A 17,892-nucleotide genomic window follows, 5' to 3' on the forward strand; every position below is an offset into this window, starting at 1 on the left:
CTTACAGCTAAATATGTCCGACAAACCTTTAGGTAAACCCCGCTCTTTGTGGCAAGTAATTTTGCTGTCTGGAGTCAGCTTGCTGCTATATTACGGATGGTACAAATGGATTATTCAAGAAGAATTGCGTCGCTATAACGGCAGCGGTTGGTCGGGAACCCTTTGCTTGCTTCCCTTTGTTTTAGGAGTAGCCGTCCCCCAAGCTTTGCGGATATTCGACCCTGACGTTCCCGGATGGTTTGGTTGGTTTTCCTTCCTCGGTATTGCTTGGATTTACATCGTGCAGTTCAAACTTTACAAGACAGTTAACGAATTGTACCGCCAAGAAGGAATCAAAGAGCCACTAACAGTTTGGTGGATTTTTGTACCCGGTTTAAATTTAGTTGTCGGCTTGCGACAAATTCACTTTTTGAGTCAGTTTTGGGCGAGAAAACAGGGAGTTGAAGTTAAGGATAACTTAGCCGAAAGCATTCCTTTCCTCTCAGCTAACGCTTAAGGGGAAACTTTTTACACTGATATCATAAGTTTGTAGGGTACGTCAGTAATCATAGCTCGATTTTCCAAAAATTTAGCTTACGGACGCACCCTACAAGTTTATACTAAGACCAAAAAGTGGTTTGACGCGCGAATTATGGCGGTAATATGCGCCTCGGCGCACATTAGATAATTAGGTGCTACATCCCTGACTGAATCACCAGAACCTATTCGGCAAATCCGCTAAAATGAGTTTGAGTTCCGGTTCATTAACCCGCTTAATTGCTTTAGGAATACTTACCCACTGTCGCTTTCTCCTGCTAGCTTCCGGCCAAATTTCTAGAACAGCTTGCACTTGCATTAAAAATACTTCTACCTGACAAGTGTAGCCGGACTTTTGATACTCGTAAGTTCCCAGCAAATCCGGGAACACTTTACCCAACAAACCTGCTTCTTCCCAAGCTTCCTTGGCAGCGGAATCTTGGGGAGTCATGTCAGGTTCAATTAATCCTTTGGGAATCACCCAGCGCTTGCTAGCCGAAGAAGTAATCAGCATTACTTCAATTTGTCCGTCTTGAATGCGATAGGGAATTACCCCCGATTGATCAACCAGTAAAGCGATTTTTATACTCATGATTTCGGCAATATTTGTGGCTACAAAAGCTGCTGTAACCTCATGAACGGTTTACAACTAAAAAATAAAAACAGCATCCTGAGTCTCGACACTTCCCAAGTTAAGACAGCAATAAAGTGGAGAATAAACATATTTGGCTTTTCCTGCTTGTCGAAAAGAGGAAATTCCCATGCACTCCCACTGAACAATAATATTATTATAATAACCGCGCACAATCCTCTACCGACAAGCAGATAAAAGCCGATCGCCAATATCTGCCTTTATCTGCGCCGGTCTGGGGTTTTACACCTAATCTTTCTTCGCCTTAGCCTCCAAATTTTCCATCCGACTCCTCAAATCTTGATTCTCCTTTTTCACCTGGTCTAATTCCTCCCGCAACTGCTTTACCGCTGCATCAGAACCAACATTTTTCTGCACTCTTTGCACAGCTTCATCAGCCATGCGGCGAACGCGGCCATCGGGGGTTTGGTCAGCTAAAGAACGCAAAATGCGAATTGCTTTGCGAGTTTGCATTTGTCCTAATCCCACTACTACAGAGACTTGAGTTAAGAAAAACGTCTCTTTAGATAATTCTGCCAATCGCTGCAAAATTCGTTCTAAATTGACCTTGGTTTGACCAGCCGAAATTGTGCCCAAAGATCGAATTGCAGCCAAGCGCAAAGCTTGCGGAGTACCGGCGGCGGTGTATTTCAAAATTAGATTCAGCGCATCTTCAGAAGTTTTCATGTGCGCCAAACCTGCGATCGCACCCGATCGCACTACCTCATTCCAGCCCTGACGCTCTTTCAGCACCAATTTTAAGTCTTTCAGTACCTGTTCGTCGGTCGGTTTTTCGTCGGGGTTAGCCCCTGCAATGGAGCCCATAGCACTCGCTGCTGCTGCTTCTACGTAATAGCTGTCGTCGCCTTTTTCGACGATCGACCTCAGCGCTTTATAAGTTTCGTGAGTTTGGATTTTACCCAGCGCATTCACCACAGCGCGACGAACACGAGCATCTTTATCTTTTAAGCCACTTACTAAACCTTCAAAAACTTGGTCGAGTTTAATTTCAGCTAACTGACCGGCCACTTCCGCCCGTACTGCCCAGAACGGCTCTTTCTTGAGAACTTCTGACAGCGTTTTCACCGCTTCCAGCCCTCCCTTTTTCGCCAAAGCGTGGGCAGCGTAAATCCGGGAAACTGGGTCTGGATCGAACTGCAACTGAGCTTTGAGTTCGGCAACTCCATACTCTAAAACGACTGTTTTTAAGTAACTATTGCCGACATCGAAACTGATAAACGCCGGCTTCTCTTCTAGGGGGAAATAGAAGCTTTGCTCGCGTTCGTATATTCTGACGGTGAAAGTTTTTAGGTTAGCAATGGAACGGGCATAACTGTTATCTTCTGCCTCTTTTTCCGGCTTGTAACCGAAGCCTATGGGAATTTTTAGGTCAAAGACCTCTTTGCTGTTGCCGTTGCCATTTTTGCTATCTTTTACCTGAGTTTGGGTGACAGTAACTTTTGCTAATTTGCTGTCGCCATCCCAGGAATAAGAAACTTTATAATCTGGATGACCGCCGCGATAAACGTACTGGTCAAACAAAAACATGAGATTGCGACCGGTAGCCTTTTCTATCGCCCTGAGCAAATCGATCGTTTCTACAGTTTTGTGAGCGTTATCCCGCACAAAAGTGTGAATTGCCTTGTAAAATAATTCGTCGCCCAACTCGGCGCGAATCATGTGATAGACGCAAGCGCCTTTTTCGTACAAATGGCGATCGTACAATTCAATGGCTTCGCGGTAAACGTGAGTAACGATCGGCCGACGGTAGCGGGAACTGTCTTCAGCTAAATAATTGCGGGCTTCATTTAACATATAGTAAGCCGCGTCTTCTTTGCCGTATTCTTTGTCAGTCCACAGCACCTCGGAATAAGAAGCCATGCCTTCTTTTATCCAAGCATGAGACCAATGTTTAATTACTACTAAATCACCAAACCACTGGTGAGCTAATTCGTGGGCGACTAAGCTTTCAGTACCTCGATTGTCGAGGGTGGCACGTTCATCTAACAAGCACCTATCTGTTAGCAAAGTTGTCGAAGTATTTTCCATACCGCCGAAGATGAAATCATCGACGCAGACTTGAGCGTACTTGGGAAAAGGGTAAGGATAGCCAAATGCTTGAGAGAAGAATTCAATCATTTGAGGCGTTTTGCCCATGCTGCGCCTAGCGTCTGCCTCGCGGCTTCTTTCCACGTAATAATTAACGGGTTTGCCGTTCCATTCGTCTTTAATTTCGGCAAAATCTCCGACTGCTAAGGTCATTAAATACGTGGGGTGTACCTGGGTTTGGGACCAGTGATAAATTTTATCGTCGCCTTCGTTTTTTGTACTAATTAATTCGCCGTTGGAAATAGCAAATAGTTGTCTCGGAACTTGGACTCGAATTTCTGAAGTAGCGAGTTGTCCGGGATAGTCGAAACAGGGAAACCAGAAGCGAGAATCTTCGTCTTCGCCTTGAGTCCAAACTTGTGTTGGTTTGTCTGGATAGTGTTTGTCCGGCCCGACGAAATAGAGGCCGCGCTGGGGTTTTTCGACCGAGTATTCGATCGCAATTGTAATTGGTTGGTAAGCTTCGGTTGGTTCGTGTAGGTGAATTTGCAGCACTTCGCCATCGCTGTCGAAATTTTGCTCAATTTCGCCGACTTTTACTGATTTAATATTCAGGTTGACTGCATCTAAGGTTAATTTGTCAATGCCGCTGCGGATTGGATTGATGCGGATGCTGCAAGTGCCGCGAAAGCTTTGTTTGGGAATATTCAGCACTAAGTCGAGGAAAATATGCTCTACTTGACCGGGGCGATCGGGATTGTAATGCGGCCGAGCACCGGGCATCTCGAAGGATTTGTGACTGTTTTCAGAATCAAAGTAAGTGTGTGACATTGTGATGGCAAAGTTGTGAGTCGATCGGCGATCGCTGGCAGCGCAGATCCGGCTGAACTGCCAGCTTATTATAGAGTAGCGCGTCCTAGCTGCTGTTGTCGCTAACTTGTTAAAAACTGGGTCTAGCGTTGAAGGGATGGAAAATATGATTTTTTCGCTACAATATCAGCAAGGCTAATGTCTGGAATCATCAGCCTGCAATTGAAATTGAGAGGGAAATCTGTATGACAGCTACACTATCAGTTCCCAGTTCGATCGAATCTTGGCTTGGCGACGAAGCCGAAGACTTGCTCACCCATCAAGCGAAAGTTTCTAAAGATTTGTTGCACCTGCCTGGCCCGGATTGGGTCGATCGCATTTTTGCTCAAACCGATCGATCTCCCCAAGTTTTGCGATCGCTTCAGCAACTCTATTCTAGCGGACGCTTGGCAAATACCGGCTATTTATCCATCCTGCCGGTAGACCAAGGAATCGAACACTCGGCCGCCGCTTCTTTTGCACCAAATCCCATCTATTTTGACAGCGAAAACATCATTAAATTAGCAATTTCGGCTGGCTGCAATGCGGTCGCGACAACGCTGGGAGTTTTGGGAAGCGTATCTCGCAAATACGCGCATAAAATCCCTTTTATTGTCAAGCTCAATCACAACGAGTTGCTAACTTATCCCAATCAATTCGACCAAGTAATGTTTGCGACCGTCGAGCAAGCTTGGAATTTGGGAGCGGTTGCAGTGGGAGCAACAATTTATTTCGGTTCGCCGGAATCGACGCGACAAATCCAAGAAGTCAGTCAGGCTTTTGCCCACGCTCACGAATACGGAATGGCGACAATTTTGTGGTGCTATCTCCGCAACGATATCTTTAAACAAGACAAAGATTATCATGTTGCAGCAGATTTGACGGGGCAAGCAAATCACTTGGGAGTAACAATTCAAGCTGACATTATCAAGCAGAAATTGCCCGAGTGCAATAACGGTTATGAAGCTGTGGCTAAAGCTAGCGGCCAGAGTTACGGCAAAACAGACAAGCGCGTTTATTCGGATTTGACAACGGATCACCCGATCGATCTAACTCGCTATCAAGTGCTCAACTGTTATGCGGGAAGGATGGGTTTAATTAACTCCGGCGGTGCTTCCGGAAAAAGCGATTTTGCAGAAGCAATTCGCACAGCGGTAATCAACAAGCGCGCTGGCGGCTGCGGCTTAATTTCCGGCCGCAAAACTTTTCAGCGTCCTTTTGAAGAAGGCGTAAAATTGTTCAACGCCATTCAAGATGTTTATTTGTCGCCAGAAATCTCGATCGCCTAAAAACTTACCCGACAGAGGTTTGCCTCAATATTACAACCTAAACGTATGTGGACACGACCCACAAATCGTCGTAAACGTAGGGTGCACACTGTGCACCTTATGTGATTTAAATTCCTTAATTTAAGTTGCAAGTTAGCTGTAGTATTAATACTAGCTGAACGTCTATACAAACACCGTATATAAATTGTAAAATGCCCTACAGCCTTGTTTTAAACCTGCGACCAGTTGCGCCAATTCCATCCCAGTTTTTAACGGGACGGCATCTCCACGCTTTATTTTTGAACCTTGTGAGTGCTGTAGACACCGATTTGAGCGCGTACCTGCACGACCAGTCTCAGGAAAAAGCTTTCACTTTAAGCCCTTTCCAAGTAAGGAGAAAAGAGCCTTACAAAAGCAGTACGCCGCAGCCGCAAAAGAGAGTTTTGCCTCCTGCTTCGCGCACAATTTCACAGGCTGTACAATGGGAACACAAGCAAGCTATTCAGGAAAATACGCCGATTTGGTGGCGAATTTCTCTGCTGGATGATGGTTTGTTCGATCGCCTAACTCAACTTTGGCAGCAACTTAATTTCGAGAGCCCTTGGCATCTCGGGCCGACAAATATATACATTACTAATATTTTGAGCCAACCGCAATCAAACCAGCCTTGGGTAAACTTTTGTACTTACGCCGAATTGTTCGATAGAGCTTCCGAAACTGAGCGCCAAATTGCTTTTACTTTTTGCACTCCTACTAATTTTCGGCAAGGGGTATACGATAGTGCTATGCCAACTAGAGAAAGTATTTTCGGCAGTTTAGCTAATCGCTGGAACAAATACAGCAAGATTGCGATCGAACCTACTTTCACAGAAGCTATTTTCCCCAGTTTCTTCGATATCCGAACAGAAGTTAGTACGGATTCTCGCAGTAAATTTATTGGCTGCGTCGGCGATATTAGTTACCGAATTATGGGAGATATAGCTCCTGCTACTATCAAGCAAATTAACACTTTAGCAGATTTTGCGCTTTACAGCGGAGTCGGGCGAAAGACGCCGATGGGTATGGGAATGACTCGCCGGTTGCAGGATTTTTAATCATTCACTTTTGGGCTGAATTTCACTGACGATTTCATAAACATCAGTGTCGGGAAGTTTCGCAAACAAAGGCGTCATCTGCTTTAATATTGCCTGATAAGCTTCGCTTTGATTGGCGGCCATCTCTTCTACGCTTTCCCAAAAAATGATGGCAATACCTTTGTCTGTATTGGGCAATTGCAGCAAATACGCTCCCTTAAAACCTGTAGTATAAGTTGCAACGGCTTTTTCAAAAAGTTCTTCTGCTTCTTTAAATTTTCCTGGTTTAAATTCGCCAATGGCAACGTAGGCAAACTGATGTCTGAGAAAGTCTAGAAATTCTGACATATTTTTTTCCTCACTCAATAGCGATACACCAAGTTATATTTTACCCGATCGCCAGAAATTTGTGAACTTCACAGGTTGGAGTTTCGCGCTTAGCTCATCGGCGGATTTATTAATTACACGTAACTGCGATCGCCACTCAAATAGAAACTTTTTGAGTCAGGCGGCTGGAATCTTTATTAAATAAACTATTGAAGGGCTGATTTTATACGTTTACAATCCTAGGTACGCCGGAGCGACTTCTAGCGCTAGTAAACAAGGTAAAGCTGCTGATAACTCAAGTCTTGTGTGTAACTGCAAGCATACACAAAGCCGTAAAAAGTAACCAGTCAAAAGCGGTTTTTTGCAATAACCCTATTGAATTATTTAAAACTTACCTGTAACAATTATAACACAGACATACAAACAAAGTAAAGAGCCACCTCAAACCAATGAAAAAAATATTAGTAATTGAAGACGATCGCTTAATCCGAGAAACTGTATTAGAACTTCTGCAATCGCGCGGTTTTGAAGCTATCGGCGCTGAAAATGGAAAAGTTGGTATCCAGTTAGCTGCCCAAATTCCCGATTTAATTTTATCTGATGTCATGATGCCGGAACTCGACGGTTTTGAAGTATTCGCAGCCGTGCGATCGCAGCCTGCAACCGCCAGCATTCCGTTTATTTTTATGACAGCCTCCGAAATGGAAAAAGTCTTGGAACTCAAAGCAGACGGCTATCTCAAGAAACCTTGCAGCCTCGCAGAAATGCTCGCGGCGATCGCCGCTCAACTAGAAAAACCGACAGTTGCCAACCCAAAATATCAAAAAGTACAGGACAATTCTGCGCCATCAAATCTTAGCTTGCGCGCCAGGAATCAAAAATCTCGGTTTGAGATTGCCTCGGTTTGCTGGCAATGACGCTCACAGTAACGTTATTGATACACAAGTTGAGGGAATTTCAAATTGGTTCCAGCCAGGGGTGGCTTAGACTGGGTATGTTGAATTTGGTTAAATATTTATGCACGCACAACCCAAAGGCCGCCTAGTTTGGAATCACTCTACCCACCTTCCCGGTTTGATACCAATTTTAGAGCGCCTCACCCTAAAAATGGGAATTCAAACTGTCACTCCGGGCGTCATCAACAAAGTTAAAGGACACATCCCCCGCATGACATTAAGAGTGTCAGTACCCATCCGCGGGGGATTTAAAATCATCGCCAGACAGGGCAAAACCGTACAAGAAGTCTTTATATTAACCACTCTCAGTCAAGGGGACTTGGAAGAGACGATCGCCCAAACCCTAGCCAAGTGACAATATTTTCTTAGCAAGCAAAGCCCGAGCCCTAACTGAAGTAGTTTCATCGCTTTGGGTGATTTCCTCAAGTCTGGCCGAAACTTCCGCTAACCAATCCGGTTTAACAGTCGCAGCACCCGCCAAAGCTTGCAAACCCCCCGCTGCTGCGTAGCGAACCACCCATTCTGGATCTCGGGACGCTTGCAGTAGCGTTTTCACAGCGCGAAGTTGAGCATCTGCAATTTGTTCTGCCGCCATCAGTTCCCAACAAATCGTCCCCAAACCCCTCGCCGCGGCCCGCCGCACGCTCAAAGCAAAGTCATTCGCCGCTGCATCGAGCAAAATCTCCAAACCCCTGGGGTCGCCAATTCCCGCCAAAGCCCGAACAGCCCAAGCTCTCGCCCCGTAATTGTAGCCGTCAAGCTGTTCTAGAAGCGGTTGCACCGCAGGTTCTCCGAGCTGAATTAGCCCATCAACGGCGGCAACAGCGGCGCCTGGGTTGTTGTAACCGAGCACTGTAATTAAGGTAGGAATTGCTTGTTTTGAGGAAGCTGCAGCCAGTGCTTTGACTGCGTTTAACAAGCCTTCGGAAGAATCTGCTTGTTCGACAGCCTGAATTAGTTCTAATGCCATTTATTTGTAAGCTTTACCGTGACTATTGTAATTCTAGGTTGGGTCGATCGCGCGATCGAACTTTTTGCCACCTCACCCACCAACATTCTCATCAAAATGAGTAGGGAAACAGCACTGCTGTGTCCTGCCTAAAATACAGATATGCCGTAGGGAAACAGCACTGCTGTGTCATCATATACTGTGTCCTCAATATAGGGCAGACAATTTAGAATCTCTACAGCAATCCTATTTTAGTGGTGAACTAATTGTTTACAGTAAACTATCCATTAAGTTCATAACTTGGATAGCTTCATCGGACAAAGATAGAGATTCTTGTTGATTGAGGTGATGCTCCAAAACTCCTTTGAGCGCAATCAATTTCAGGCTATTTTCTGCTAAAGTTTCAGAAATAGCTTGCGCTCCCGGCAAATAGCCGATCGCCCCCAAGTCCATCAAAGCCGATCGCCTCAACTGCAAATTATCCCCATTCAAAGCACTTACCAACCGATCTCCGTAAACCCGCTCTCCAGTTAACTGATACATCGCCCGCGCCGCAGCGTACTGCACCCGCTCCACAGAATGTTCCAAAAAAGGTGAAATTAGGGGTATTGCTTCTGTGGCTTTCAGCGTTCCCAAAGCTTCAATTACCGAGTCGTAAGGTTGCACGAGGTGCGATTTTCCTGGCACTCGCACAGCCACAGCTACGCCCCCATCCAATAGCTTCATTAGCTGCCCAATAGAATCGCGGTCGCCCAGCATTTCTAGAGCTTGAGCCGCCGCTTCTCGCACGTAATAATCGGCGCATTCCAAACAGCGAATCAGAGCCGGTAAGGCTTGTTTGTCACCCAATTTACCCAGAGCCCGCGCCGCATTTCGTAATAGGGAATAGTCGCCGATTTTTGTTTGTTCTGACTCTTCTTCCAATGCGGCAATTAAAGCTGCAATAGCTGCCGGTTCCTTGACTCGAAATCTGCCAACCCACCAAGCAGCATAATACCGGAGACTGTAATCTTGGGAGTGCAAATTTGCGATCGCCTGTTCAACAGTTAAAGACTCGCCCTCAGCTAAACCTGCCGGCGGTGAGTCGGATTCGTAATAATCCATAGTCATTAGTTATTAGTTATTAGTTATTAGTTATTCGGCGATTGAAATGGCTGCTAAACAGACAAAACCCGCCTGCGCGGGTTGCATTAACTCTTATTCCGCGCAGGCGGACTTGGTTTGACAAGAAGCGATTTTCATCGCCCCTTCTAGCTTGTGCAGGAGCGATTTTCATCGCCCCTTCTAGCTTGACAAGAAGCGATTTTCATCGCCCCTCCCACCAAACTATTGGTGATCGCCCGATGATTCATGGGATGACTCATGGGATGACTCATGGGATGATTCTGCACCCGCGTTTAAAGGATGAATGCTGACAATTTTCCCGCCCATGCGAGTAATCCGCTGCATTTCTTGATTCATCCGATTGTAAGGCACGGTGATAAATGTACTCGCGCTCGATCGAATCGAATAATCCACATTATCTGTTTCATCGCTTTGGCGCAAGCCGACAACTTCATACCGAAAGCAGCGACCAGCCGAAGCTGTATTGCCACTTTTTCCAGCTACAATTTGACCCAACATAAGCTTCTTGGTAATTGGTAATTCTGACTGTTGACTGTTGACTGTTGACTGTTGACTGTTGACTGTTGACTAAAAGCTACTAACTGCCAACTGCCAACTGCCAACTGCCAACTGACTAAATTGGAGTAATGCTGGCGATTTTTCCGCCCAGGCGTTGAAATTTCTGAATTTGCGAGGACAAATCCTCAACAGGTACGATGAAAGCCTTGCTGCTGCGGCGCACGCTGGGATAGCCGCCCGTGCGAATTCCCGAAACTTCCACGCGCAACAGTCGCCCTTCTTTGCCGTAAGCTGCCGCGCCGCCGAAAGTGCTGCTGGGAGTTACGTTTCTGGCAGAAGGCCGATATGCCCAACCTTCGTTACCGCCGGAGGGACCGACTACAGGCGTAGCGGTGTTAGTGCCGAGTTCGACAGCTAAGCGAGAGTTATTGCCTTCTAGTTGAGATGTATCGCTGTTTGCATAGCCGCGATACAACCGGAACATCCGGGTAAAACCGACGGTTTTTTGACCGCGCTGCGTGTTAAAGCCGCGGTAGTAAGGCACGATACTTTCGCCAAAGTTTTCTTGATACTCTACTGAATCGATGTAAGAATCAATATCAGCGTCGTAGCCTTGTGTTTGGTACAAATCTAAGTGTTCAACTACTTCAGATTCGTCGTAGGGAGCGCGACCGAGCAAGTGTTTGTAGTTTAGTTCGATCGTCCGAGTTTGGAAGCTGTTGTAGAAAAACTTGGTTTTGTACAGTTCTGACTTAGCTACAGCGCGTACAAATTCTCGTACCGTCAAACTGCCGTCCCGCAGCAAAGACTCGGAACTTATAAGTCGCTCGGATTTCATTAAATAGTCGTTGCCTAGCACCTGACGGTAAACCGCACGAATCACAGTTTCAACGTCGTCTTTGGTGTAGTTTGGGCGCAGTTCTACCTTCGGCGCATCGCTCAATGCGGATGTTCCTAGTCTGGACGCTGCTGTTGTAATCGCCACCAGATTTTCTCCTAAATTATTAATGACAAAAGTTTAATGCTTGGTTGCACTTGAAATTTTTAGGACTAAGGATAATATGCCTCAAATTAGGGTGTACACTGCACACCTTACATATCCACATAAAATTGAAGAATTTTTTAGCCTTAGTCCTAATTTGCTAAAGACGTTTCAAAAAAACGTCAATACACAAACTTTAAGCTGTGGTAATACTTACCACTTTGCCGCCACGTTTGTTGATTTGCTGCAAGCGGCTCGAAAGTTGCTCGTAAGGCACGAGATATTCGGTAGTTGTCCGCCGCACTTGAGGCGAAAACTTAGCCGCACCTTGCATTGCGGTGACTCGGTAGAGTTGGTCGCGAGAACCGCCGGAAGTACCGCCAAGGGCTTTTCCGGTGGAGGCTGTGTGTATCGGCGAAGCCATATTTCTCGCTACTTCCCAAGTCAGCCGGGCTTGGGTTTGGTTTTGCGATCGATCGCTAGAAGCAAAACCCCGGTACAATTGAAACATCCGGTTAAAACCGACGGTTTTTTGACCTCTTTGAGTCGCGAAACCGCGATAGTAAGGCACTATACTGTCGCCAAAATTTTCTTCATACTCAACTGAGTCAATGTAAGAATTGATTTCAGCTTCGTAGCCTTCTGCATTGTACAAATCAACGTGGAAAGCAATTTCCGACTCGTCGTAAGGAGCGCGGCCCAACAAATGCTTGTAATTAAGCTCAATTAACCGCGTTTGCGAGTTCGGATAAAAAAACTTTTTCCGATAGGTTTCGGAATGTGCAATTGACCGCACAAAATCTTTCACTGAAATCTGCCCTTGCAGTAGCAGAGATTCAGCACTGGTAAGTCGTTCGCTCGACATTAAATACTCGTTGCCGAAAACTTGGCTGTAAGCAGCGCGAATTACTGCTTTCGCATCGTCTTGCGTCCAGTGGGGGCGGAGTTCTACTCGTCCCGCTTCTTCAAATGCTTTTATTCCCAACCGTTCTGCTGCACCTAATCCCGCCATCTTCGCTTCTCCCTTTTTTGCTTTAAAAACTGAAAACTGCTTAAAAAAAGTATTTGCAAAACTAGGCTTTGATCGCAGATGCCCGGAATTCTAAACAACCGCTAACACTTAAGCTAACAGCAGCTTACAATTCCGGGCATCACGCAAATCTAGCTCAGAGCGTTGATTGCGTAGTCGATGTAGGAATTCGCTTCAGTTGCAGCGTCGCCACTCAGACCGTGGTTGCCTTTGATGTACTTGAGAGCTTCAACGTACCAGCTAGGAGACAATTCAAATGTCCGGTTGATTTCGTCAACACCTGCAATCAGGTACTCGTCCATAGGACCGGTGCCACCTGCAACTAAGCAGTAGGTTACCATCCGCAGGTAGTAGCCGATGTCGCGAGAGCACTTGGCTTTACCGGTTGGGGTAGAAGCGTAGTTCGGGCCTTGCATTTGTTGGGTGTACGGGAATTTGTTGTACACAGCTTGAGCTGCACCGTCGATCAAGCGCTGAGAGTTGGCGGTCAAAGCTTTAGCTGCTTCCAAACCTGCTGCTGCTTGGCGGAAACGGCCGAAGGCGACTTGTAGTTCTGTGCTGCTCAGGAAACGGCCTTGAGAATCGGCTGCGGTTACTGCTTCAGTCAAAGGGGTTTTCATTGTTCTGGTTTCTCCCTAATGTTGTGTTGTTTTTGTACAAAAATGATTGTTTGCAAAAATGCGATGCTCGCTTCTTTACAAGAAAGGTTCGCTTGGCTATTTTTAGCCGACTGCATTGGCTGCGCGGTCGAAGTAGCTGCCGATTTCAGACATCAGCGAGCTGCAATCACCACGGGTAACACCGTTGGGGTCGTTAGCGATCGCGATTGCTGCTTCCTTCATTTTTTGCACGCCGGCTGCAACTGAGCCACCGGGAACTCCCAGAGCTTGGTATGTTTCACGCAGACCGTTCAAGCAGCGGTCGTCCAAAACGCTGGCGTCGCCTGCAAATGTTGCATAGGTGACGTAGCGCAAGATGATTTCCATATCGCGCAAGCAAGCTGCCATGCGGCGGTTGGTGTAAGCATTGCCACCAGGAGCGATCAGTTGGGGCTGTTCGGCGAACAGGGTGCGAGCTGCATTGGCTACGATGCTGGATGCGTTGCCGGTGATGCGGTTTACTGCGTCAATCCGCTTGTTGGCGTCGGAAACCATGCTGCTGAGAGCATCTAGTTGACCCTGAGCTAGAAATTCGCCCCGAGCGTCAGATTGGGAAACCACTTTTGTAAATGCGTCAAACATGAAAGAACTCTCCTATTTGAGTTAATTGAGTTTGGTTGCGGTATAAAACCGTTAAGTTAAATTTGTTCAGACTACGAGAGCCTGCAAGGGTTGAAATTTGATGCCAGCTAATCTGCTGGTCCCATCGATCTCTCCCTTTCCGCTACCTGCACTATTGTTACATTGCAACGGAGGTTTAAGAAACCTTAGAAAATTTTACACCTTTTATGAGATGCGACAAACCTTGTCAATCAGGGTTTTTGTTAACTTTGGCCTGTCGTTTCAACCCTCTGATAATCTTTATACAATGCTCGCTTGCGTTTGTTTATTACAAATTATTACAGAAACTTATCTCTCTAAGAAGGTAAATATCGGGGGGGAAAGTACAGGCAAATCTCCTTCTTCGGGTAGATGCGAGATGACCACAATAAACGCAGAGTTTGCTTCGATCGCCGTGCAGTGGGGGTAGAACCGCCCGGAACCGTCCCGTGGACCGATCGCCTTTGTTGGCTTTCTCTGGAAAAACGGAATTGTTAAGAAGTGTTAAGTAAATTAAAGTTTTCGTAAAAGAAGGCTGGGGGAATAGGGAAAAAACCAAAAATTCTGCCCAATGTCAGGAGGGTTGCAGAATTCGGTGTGGGGAAAATCCCAAAGATTGTGAACCAGCTCGCCACAGTCTCAGCTTTTGCCGGAAAATCAGCATTTAGCGACAAAACTCAGCCGTTGGAAGTTGAAAGACCGGGCCCGGTCTTTCATAACGCGGGGATTCTTGTATCATGAGGAGTCCTTGGACTTGACCCCAGACCAAGCATCTACTATGTACCCTGCAGCGGTTGCCAAAAAACTTTCTTCATCTATATATGTGTTCTATGTTCGGCTTCCCACAGGCTAGTCCTACGCAAGCGTGTGGCAAGCTGAGCATTGTGGAGGGTGAGAAAACCAACAGAGGCGATCGACACCTGTTACCGCAGCGCCATTTTTCTTTTAACAACGAGAATAGATGAGTTCGGATACGAGCGTTTTATGACGTTTTTTTTAAGGTAGGTTTTAACCTGCGGCGCACGCTTGCACCCCCGGACTAAAGTCACTTTTGCTTTCAGCTTCTTTTGTGTGTAATAGCCGAAAGAATTGCTAATTTTTAGTATTGACATCCTCCCGGGCGTGAACGCGCGGGGATTCCAAGAATCACTGCTTGGGCTTTTGTCCTAGAAGGACGGGGCTTTAAACCGATTATTTTTGGTAAGGTGGATAGGTGCTATCAGCGGTAGGTCTACAAACGGCGCGATCGAGCCGCCAGACGCATTGAAGTTAAAAGCTTTTTGCTTCCCCGGCATCGAACCGTCCAAAACCCGTCCAAGTTAAACAGTTTTTTATTCAGAACTCAAAACTTAAAACTCTCTTACTGTAATCAGCCAGATGGATCGGCTGTAGCTGTCCGGCCGCAACTACCTTTATACCCCATGCTCGATCGTAATTTATGTCTTCAACTTCTCCCTCTTCTTGGCACACCGTAGCAATTGACCAAACTCTCAAGCAGCTAAGCAGCAACAAAGACGCTGGCTTGAGCAGCCAACAGGTGTCAGAACGCTTGCAGCAATACGGCCCCAACGAACTCGAAGAAACAGGAGGCCGCAGTCCGTGGTCGATTTTTGTCGATCAGTTCACCAACATCATGTTGTTGATGCTGATGGGTGTGGCCGTGATTTCGGGTTTTTTGGACATTCGGTCGAATACTTTTCCCAAAGATGCGATCGCCATTTTTGCGATCGTCATACTCAACGGCATTCTCGGCTATTTCCAAGAGCAAAGTGCTGAAAAAGCCCTCGCAGCCCTCAAAAACCTCGCTTCCCCCCTAGTCAGAGTCCTGCGGGACGGCAAAACTTCGGAAATAGCAGCCAAGGAACTCGTACCCGGAGATGTAATGCTGTTGGAGGCTGGGGTAAAAATAGCAGCAGACGCACGCTTGATCGAAACATCAAATCTGCAAGTCAGAGAATCTGCTTTGACAGGGGAAGCTCTAGCAGTAACCAAGCAAGCCGAGCTCGAACTTCCAGAAGATGCTTCCTTGGGCGATCGACTCAACCTGATTTTTCAGGGCACAGAAGTTGTTCAGGGACGAGCAAAGGCGATCGTCACCAACACCGGAATGAAAACTGAACTGGGCAAAATTGCCACCATGCTTCAGTCAGTAGAAACCGAACCGACTCCCCTGCAACAGCGGATGAGCCAGTTGGGAAATGTTCTAGTCTCCGGAGCCCTAACCTTAGTCGCAATTGTCGTCATCGGCGGCATGATTACCTTCCAAAACGGCGGCATCGGGTTCGATACTAGCAGGTTTGAAGATTTGTTAGAAGTTTCTCTAAGCATGGCTGTGGCTGTGGTTCCCGAAGGACTCGCAGCAGTCGTGACAGTTACTCTGGCACTCGGAACTAGGCGGATGGTGAAGCGAAACGCCCTGATTCGCAAACTGCCTGCAGTAGAAACTTTGGGTTCGGTAACTACCATTTGTTCTGACAAAACAGGTACTCTGACTCAAAATAAAATGGTAGTTCAGCTAGTGTCTACGGGCGACTGCACAGTCGCCGTCGCAGGATCTGGCTATGCCCCGATCGGAGATTTTACCGATCGCCTGACATCGACAAAAATTAATAATTTAGAGGAATATCCAGAACTCGAATCTTTATTAATTGCCTGTGCAGTTTGCAACGACGCAGTATTGCAACAAGAACAGCAACAATGGCAGATTTTAGGCGACCCCACAGAAGGAGCTCTGCTTTGTGTAGCGGGAAAAGCAGGCATTTATAAGGAAAAACAGTCTCAATTGCTGCCACGGACGGCGGAATTTCCTTTTTCTTCGGAACGCAAGCGGATGAGCGTGATTTGCGAAGTGCCGGGCCGATCAGGAAATTCGGCATTTCCCGCAGAAAAAGGACAGCAGCCGAATTATTTGATGCTGACCAAAGGCTCTCCAGAGTTGACTTTGGAGCGCTGCAAAGGCATTATAGTCGGCGCTCGAGTACAACCTTTAACCCAGGAAATGCGCGATCGCATCCTCGTGGAAAACAACAACATGGCAAGCGGCGGTTTGCGAGTTCTCGGGTTTGCGTACAAACTCTGGGAAAACATACCGCCCGAAGGTTCTGAGGAAACCAGCGAACAAGACATGATTTGGCTGGGACTCGTCAGTATGCTGGACGCCCCGCGTCCGGAAGTGCGGGAAGCAGTGGTGAAGTGCCGCAATGCAGGCATCCGGGTGGTGATGATTACAGGAGACCACCAGTTGACAGCAAAAGCGATCGCTTACGATTTAGGTATTGCAACAGAGGGCGATCGAGTTCTCACCGGTCAAGAATTAGAAAAGCTCAGCCAAGAAGAACTCAAACAGCAAGTCGAACAGGTTAGCGTTTACGCCCGCGTCTCCCCCGAACACAAATTGCGAATAGTCCAAGCTTTGCAAAGTTGGGGCAAATTTGTCGCAATGACCGGCGACGGCGTTAACGACGCCCCCGCCTTGAAACAAGCCGATATCGGCATCGCAATGGGGATTACCGGCACCGATGTCAGCAAAGAAGCTAGCGATATGGTACTCCTCGACGACAACTTCGCAACTATTGTCGCCGCCGCTGAAGAAGGGCGAGTGGTTTATAGCAATATTCGCCGCTTTATTAAGTACATTTTGGGCAGCAACATCGGCGAAGTTTTGACAATTGCCGCCGCACCTTTAATCGGTTTGGGAGGAGTGCCGCTGACGCCGCTCCAAATTTTGTGGATGAACTTAGTAACAGACGGCGTTCCCGCTTTGGCCTTGGCCGTGGAACCGGCGGAACCGAACGTGATGAAAAAGCCTCCTTTTAGTCCGCGAGAAAATATTTTTGCGCGGGGTTTGGGTTCTTACATAATTCGCATCGGGATTATTTTTGCAATTTTGACGATCGCGATGATGTCCTGGGCTTATGGATATACTCACGCTCCCGGACACGGCAATCCAGATGCTTGGAAAACAATGGTGTTTACAACTCTTTGTTTGGCACAAATGGGTCACGCGATCGCAATTCGGTCTAACACTCAGCTAACTATCGAGTTAAATCCCTTGACTAATGTTTTTGTTTGGGGAGCTGTGATTGTTACTACTGCTTTGCAATTAATGCTGATTTACGTTCCGCCACTGAGAGCATTTTTCGGCACTCACTATTTGTCGCCTTTTGAATTGATGGTTTGCTTCGGTTTCAGCGCCCTGATGTTTGTCTGGATTGAAATGGAAAAACTGTTTGTGCGCTTTTACAAATTTAGGAAATAGTGTTAACGGCTGACGGATAGTGAGCTAAGTTTGATTATTAGCTAGAGCGCTCGATAGGGTACTATTTTCAAAAAGATCCGCCAGGGTTGAAACCCCTGGCTCACAGCGAAACTCATTCCTAC

General features: G+C 46.8%; 16 protein-coding genes. 6 read left to right on the forward strand and 10 right to left on the reverse strand.

What is annotated here, in order from left to right; genetic code table 11:
- Positions 1–13: 13 nt before the first annotated feature.
- Complete coding sequence (locus QUA57_RS15215) at positions 14–496, forward strand: hypothetical protein (protein WP_333062049.1); 483 nt, start codon at positions 14–16, stop codon at positions 494–496.
- A 195-nt stretch (positions 497–691) separates the two neighbouring features.
- Here the strand turns inward: QUA57_RS15215 and QUA57_RS15220 are convergent, their stop codons facing one another.
- Both QUA57_RS15220 and QUA57_RS15225 read right to left on the reverse strand, forming a co-directional pair.
- On the reverse strand, positions 692–1,108 hold the full coding sequence (locus QUA57_RS15220) for an NUDIX hydrolase (protein ID WP_333036989.1): 417 nt from the start codon (positions 1,106–1,108) through the stop codon (positions 692–694).
- Between the two features lie 288 nt (positions 1,109–1,396).
- Entirely contained in the window at positions 1,397–4,027 is a 2,631-nt protein-coding gene (locus tag QUA57_RS15225; protein WP_333062047.1) for a M1 family metallopeptidase, read from the reverse strand.
- A gap of 224 nt (positions 4,028–4,251) precedes the next feature.
- Here QUA57_RS15225 and QUA57_RS15230 point away from each other — a divergent pair, with 224 nt between their 5' ends.
- Positions 4,252–5,334, forward strand: coding sequence for a class I fructose-bisphosphate aldolase (locus QUA57_RS15230; protein ID WP_333062044.1), 1,083 nt, complete (start codon positions 4,252–4,254; stop codon positions 5,332–5,334).
- A gap of 191 nt (positions 5,335–5,525) precedes the next feature.
- Positions 5,526–6,407 carry a CRISPR-associated endoribonuclease Cas6 gene (cas6, locus tag QUA57_RS15235; RefSeq protein ID WP_333062042.1) on the forward strand — a complete coding sequence of 294 codons (882 nt, stop codon included), beginning with the start codon at positions 5,526–5,528 and terminating at the stop codon, positions 6,405–6,407.
- Here cas6 and QUA57_RS15240 read toward each other — a convergent pair whose 3' ends face one another.
- Entirely contained in the window at positions 6,408–6,734 is a 327-nt protein-coding gene (locus QUA57_RS15240; protein WP_333062040.1) for an antibiotic biosynthesis monooxygenase, read from the reverse strand.
- A 428-nt stretch (positions 6,735–7,162) separates the two neighbouring features.
- Here QUA57_RS15240 and QUA57_RS15245 point away from each other — a divergent pair, with 428 nt between their 5' ends.
- Together QUA57_RS15245 and QUA57_RS15250 are read left to right on the forward strand one after the other, a co-directional pair.
- Positions 7,163–7,630, forward strand: a complete 468-nt coding sequence (locus QUA57_RS15245) for a response regulator transcription factor (protein ID WP_333062038.1) — start codon at positions 7,163–7,165, stop codon at positions 7,628–7,630.
- A 100-nt stretch (positions 7,631–7,730) separates the two neighbouring features.
- On the forward strand, positions 7,731–8,024 hold the full coding sequence (locus tag QUA57_RS15250) for a DUF2103 domain-containing protein (protein ID WP_190661665.1): 294 nt from the start codon (positions 7,731–7,733) through the stop codon (positions 8,022–8,024).
- On the opposite strand, the gene QUA57_RS15255 is transcribed toward QUA57_RS15250, so the two are convergent.
- The 7 genes from QUA57_RS15255 to QUA57_RS15285 all read right to left on the reverse strand — a co-directional run bounded on the left by QUA57_RS15255 (position 8,013) and on the right by QUA57_RS15285 (position 13,494).
- A complete protein-coding gene (locus QUA57_RS15255) occupies positions 8,013–8,639 on the reverse strand; it encodes a HEAT repeat domain-containing protein (RefSeq protein WP_333062036.1) in 627 nt (208 codons plus the stop codon). The genes QUA57_RS15250 and QUA57_RS15255 overlap by 12 nt on opposite strands.
- Before the next feature lie 249 nt (positions 8,640–8,888).
- A complete protein-coding gene (locus QUA57_RS15260; protein ID WP_333062034.1) occupies positions 8,889–9,728 on the reverse strand; it encodes a HEAT repeat domain-containing protein in 840 nt (279 codons plus the stop codon).
- A 216-nt stretch (positions 9,729–9,944) separates the two neighbouring features.
- The gene (locus QUA57_RS15265) at positions 9,945–10,241 is read right to left on the reverse strand and encodes a phycobilisome linker polypeptide (protein ID WP_333062033.1); all 297 of its coding nucleotides are present in this window, start codon (positions 10,239–10,241) and stop codon (positions 9,945–9,947) included.
- 115 nt (positions 10,242–10,356) lie between these two features.
- Complete coding sequence (locus tag QUA57_RS15270; protein ID WP_333062032.1) at positions 10,357–11,226, reverse strand: phycobilisome linker polypeptide; 870 nt, start codon at positions 11,224–11,226, stop codon at positions 10,357–10,359.
- 193 nt (positions 11,227–11,419) lie between these two features.
- Positions 11,420–12,235 carry a phycobilisome linker polypeptide gene (locus QUA57_RS15275; protein WP_333062030.1) on the reverse strand — a complete coding sequence of 272 codons (816 nt, stop codon included), beginning with the start codon at positions 12,233–12,235 and terminating at the stop codon, positions 11,420–11,422.
- A gap of 149 nt (positions 12,236–12,384) precedes the next feature.
- A complete protein-coding gene (cpcA, locus tag QUA57_RS15280) occupies positions 12,385–12,873 on the reverse strand; it encodes a phycocyanin subunit alpha (protein ID WP_006631256.1) in 489 nt (162 codons plus the stop codon).
- Positions 12,874–12,975: 102 nt separating this feature from the next.
- Positions 12,976–13,494, reverse strand: coding sequence for a phycocyanin subunit beta (locus QUA57_RS15285; RefSeq protein ID WP_333037001.1), 519 nt, complete (start codon positions 13,492–13,494; stop codon positions 12,976–12,978).
- Positions 13,495–14,950: 1,456 nt separating this feature from the next.
- Here QUA57_RS15285 and QUA57_RS15290 point away from each other — a divergent pair.
- Positions 14,951–17,770: a cation-translocating P-type ATPase gene (locus QUA57_RS15290; protein WP_333062028.1), complete on the forward strand. Its 2,820-nt coding sequence runs from the start codon at positions 14,951–14,953 to the stop codon at positions 17,768–17,770.
- Positions 17,771–17,892: the final 122 nt, after the last annotated feature.

The sequence above is a fragment of the Microcoleus sp. Pol7_B2 genome (genome assembly GCF_036701035.1).
In the GTDB taxonomy this organism is placed as follows: Bacteria; Cyanobacteriota; Cyanobacteriia; order Cyanobacteriales; family Microcoleaceae; genus Microcoleus.

What these genes read in the sequence shown, in the direction of transcription:
- QUA57_RS15215 (WP_333062049.1), top strand. Translation starts at nt 14, where the DNA reads ATGTCCGACAAACCTTTAGGTAAACCCCGCTCTTTGTGGCAAGTAATT.
- QUA57_RS15220 (WP_333036989.1), bottom strand. Translation starts at nt 1,108, where the DNA reads ATGAGTATAAAAATCGCTTTACTGGTTGATCAATCGGGGGTAATTCCC.
- QUA57_RS15225 (WP_333062047.1), bottom strand. Translation starts at nt 4,027, where the DNA reads ATGTCACACACTTACTTTGATTCTGAAAACAGTCACAAATCCTTCGAG.
- QUA57_RS15230 (WP_333062044.1), top strand. Translation starts at nt 4,252, where the DNA reads ATGACAGCTACACTATCAGTTCCCAGTTCGATCGAATCTTGGCTTGGC.
- cas6 (WP_333062042.1), top strand. Translation starts at nt 5,526, where the DNA reads ATGCCCTACAGCCTTGTTTTAAACCTGCGACCAGTTGCGCCAATTCCA.
- QUA57_RS15240 (WP_333062040.1), bottom strand. Translation starts at nt 6,734, where the DNA reads ATGTCAGAATTTCTAGACTTTCTCAGACATCAGTTTGCCTACGTTGCC.
- QUA57_RS15245 (WP_333062038.1), top strand. Translation starts at nt 7,163, where the DNA reads ATGAAAAAAATATTAGTAATTGAAGACGATCGCTTAATCCGAGAAACT.
- QUA57_RS15250 (WP_190661665.1), top strand. Translation starts at nt 7,731, where the DNA reads ATGCACGCACAACCCAAAGGCCGCCTAGTTTGGAATCACTCTACCCAC.
- QUA57_RS15255 (WP_333062036.1), bottom strand. Translation starts at nt 8,639, where the DNA reads ATGGCATTAGAACTAATTCAGGCTGTCGAACAAGCAGATTCTTCCGAA.
- QUA57_RS15260 (WP_333062034.1), bottom strand. Translation starts at nt 9,728, where the DNA reads ATGACTATGGATTATTACGAATCCGACTCACCGCCGGCAGGTTTAGCT.
- QUA57_RS15265 (WP_333062033.1), bottom strand. Translation starts at nt 10,241, where the DNA reads ATGTTGGGTCAAATTGTAGCTGGAAAAAGTGGCAATACAGCTTCGGCT.
- QUA57_RS15275 (WP_333062030.1), bottom strand. Translation starts at nt 12,235, where the DNA reads ATGGCGGGATTAGGTGCAGCAGAACGGTTGGGAATAAAAGCATTTGAA.
- cpcA (WP_006631256.1), bottom strand. Translation starts at nt 12,873, where the DNA reads ATGAAAACCCCTTTGACTGAAGCAGTAACCGCAGCCGATTCTCAAGGC.
- QUA57_RS15285 (WP_333037001.1), bottom strand. Translation starts at nt 13,494, where the DNA reads ATGTTTGACGCATTTACAAAAGTGGTTTCCCAATCTGACGCTCGGGGC.
- QUA57_RS15290 (WP_333062028.1), top strand. Translation starts at nt 14,951, where the DNA reads ATGTCTTCAACTTCTCCCTCTTCTTGGCACACCGTAGCAATTGACCAA.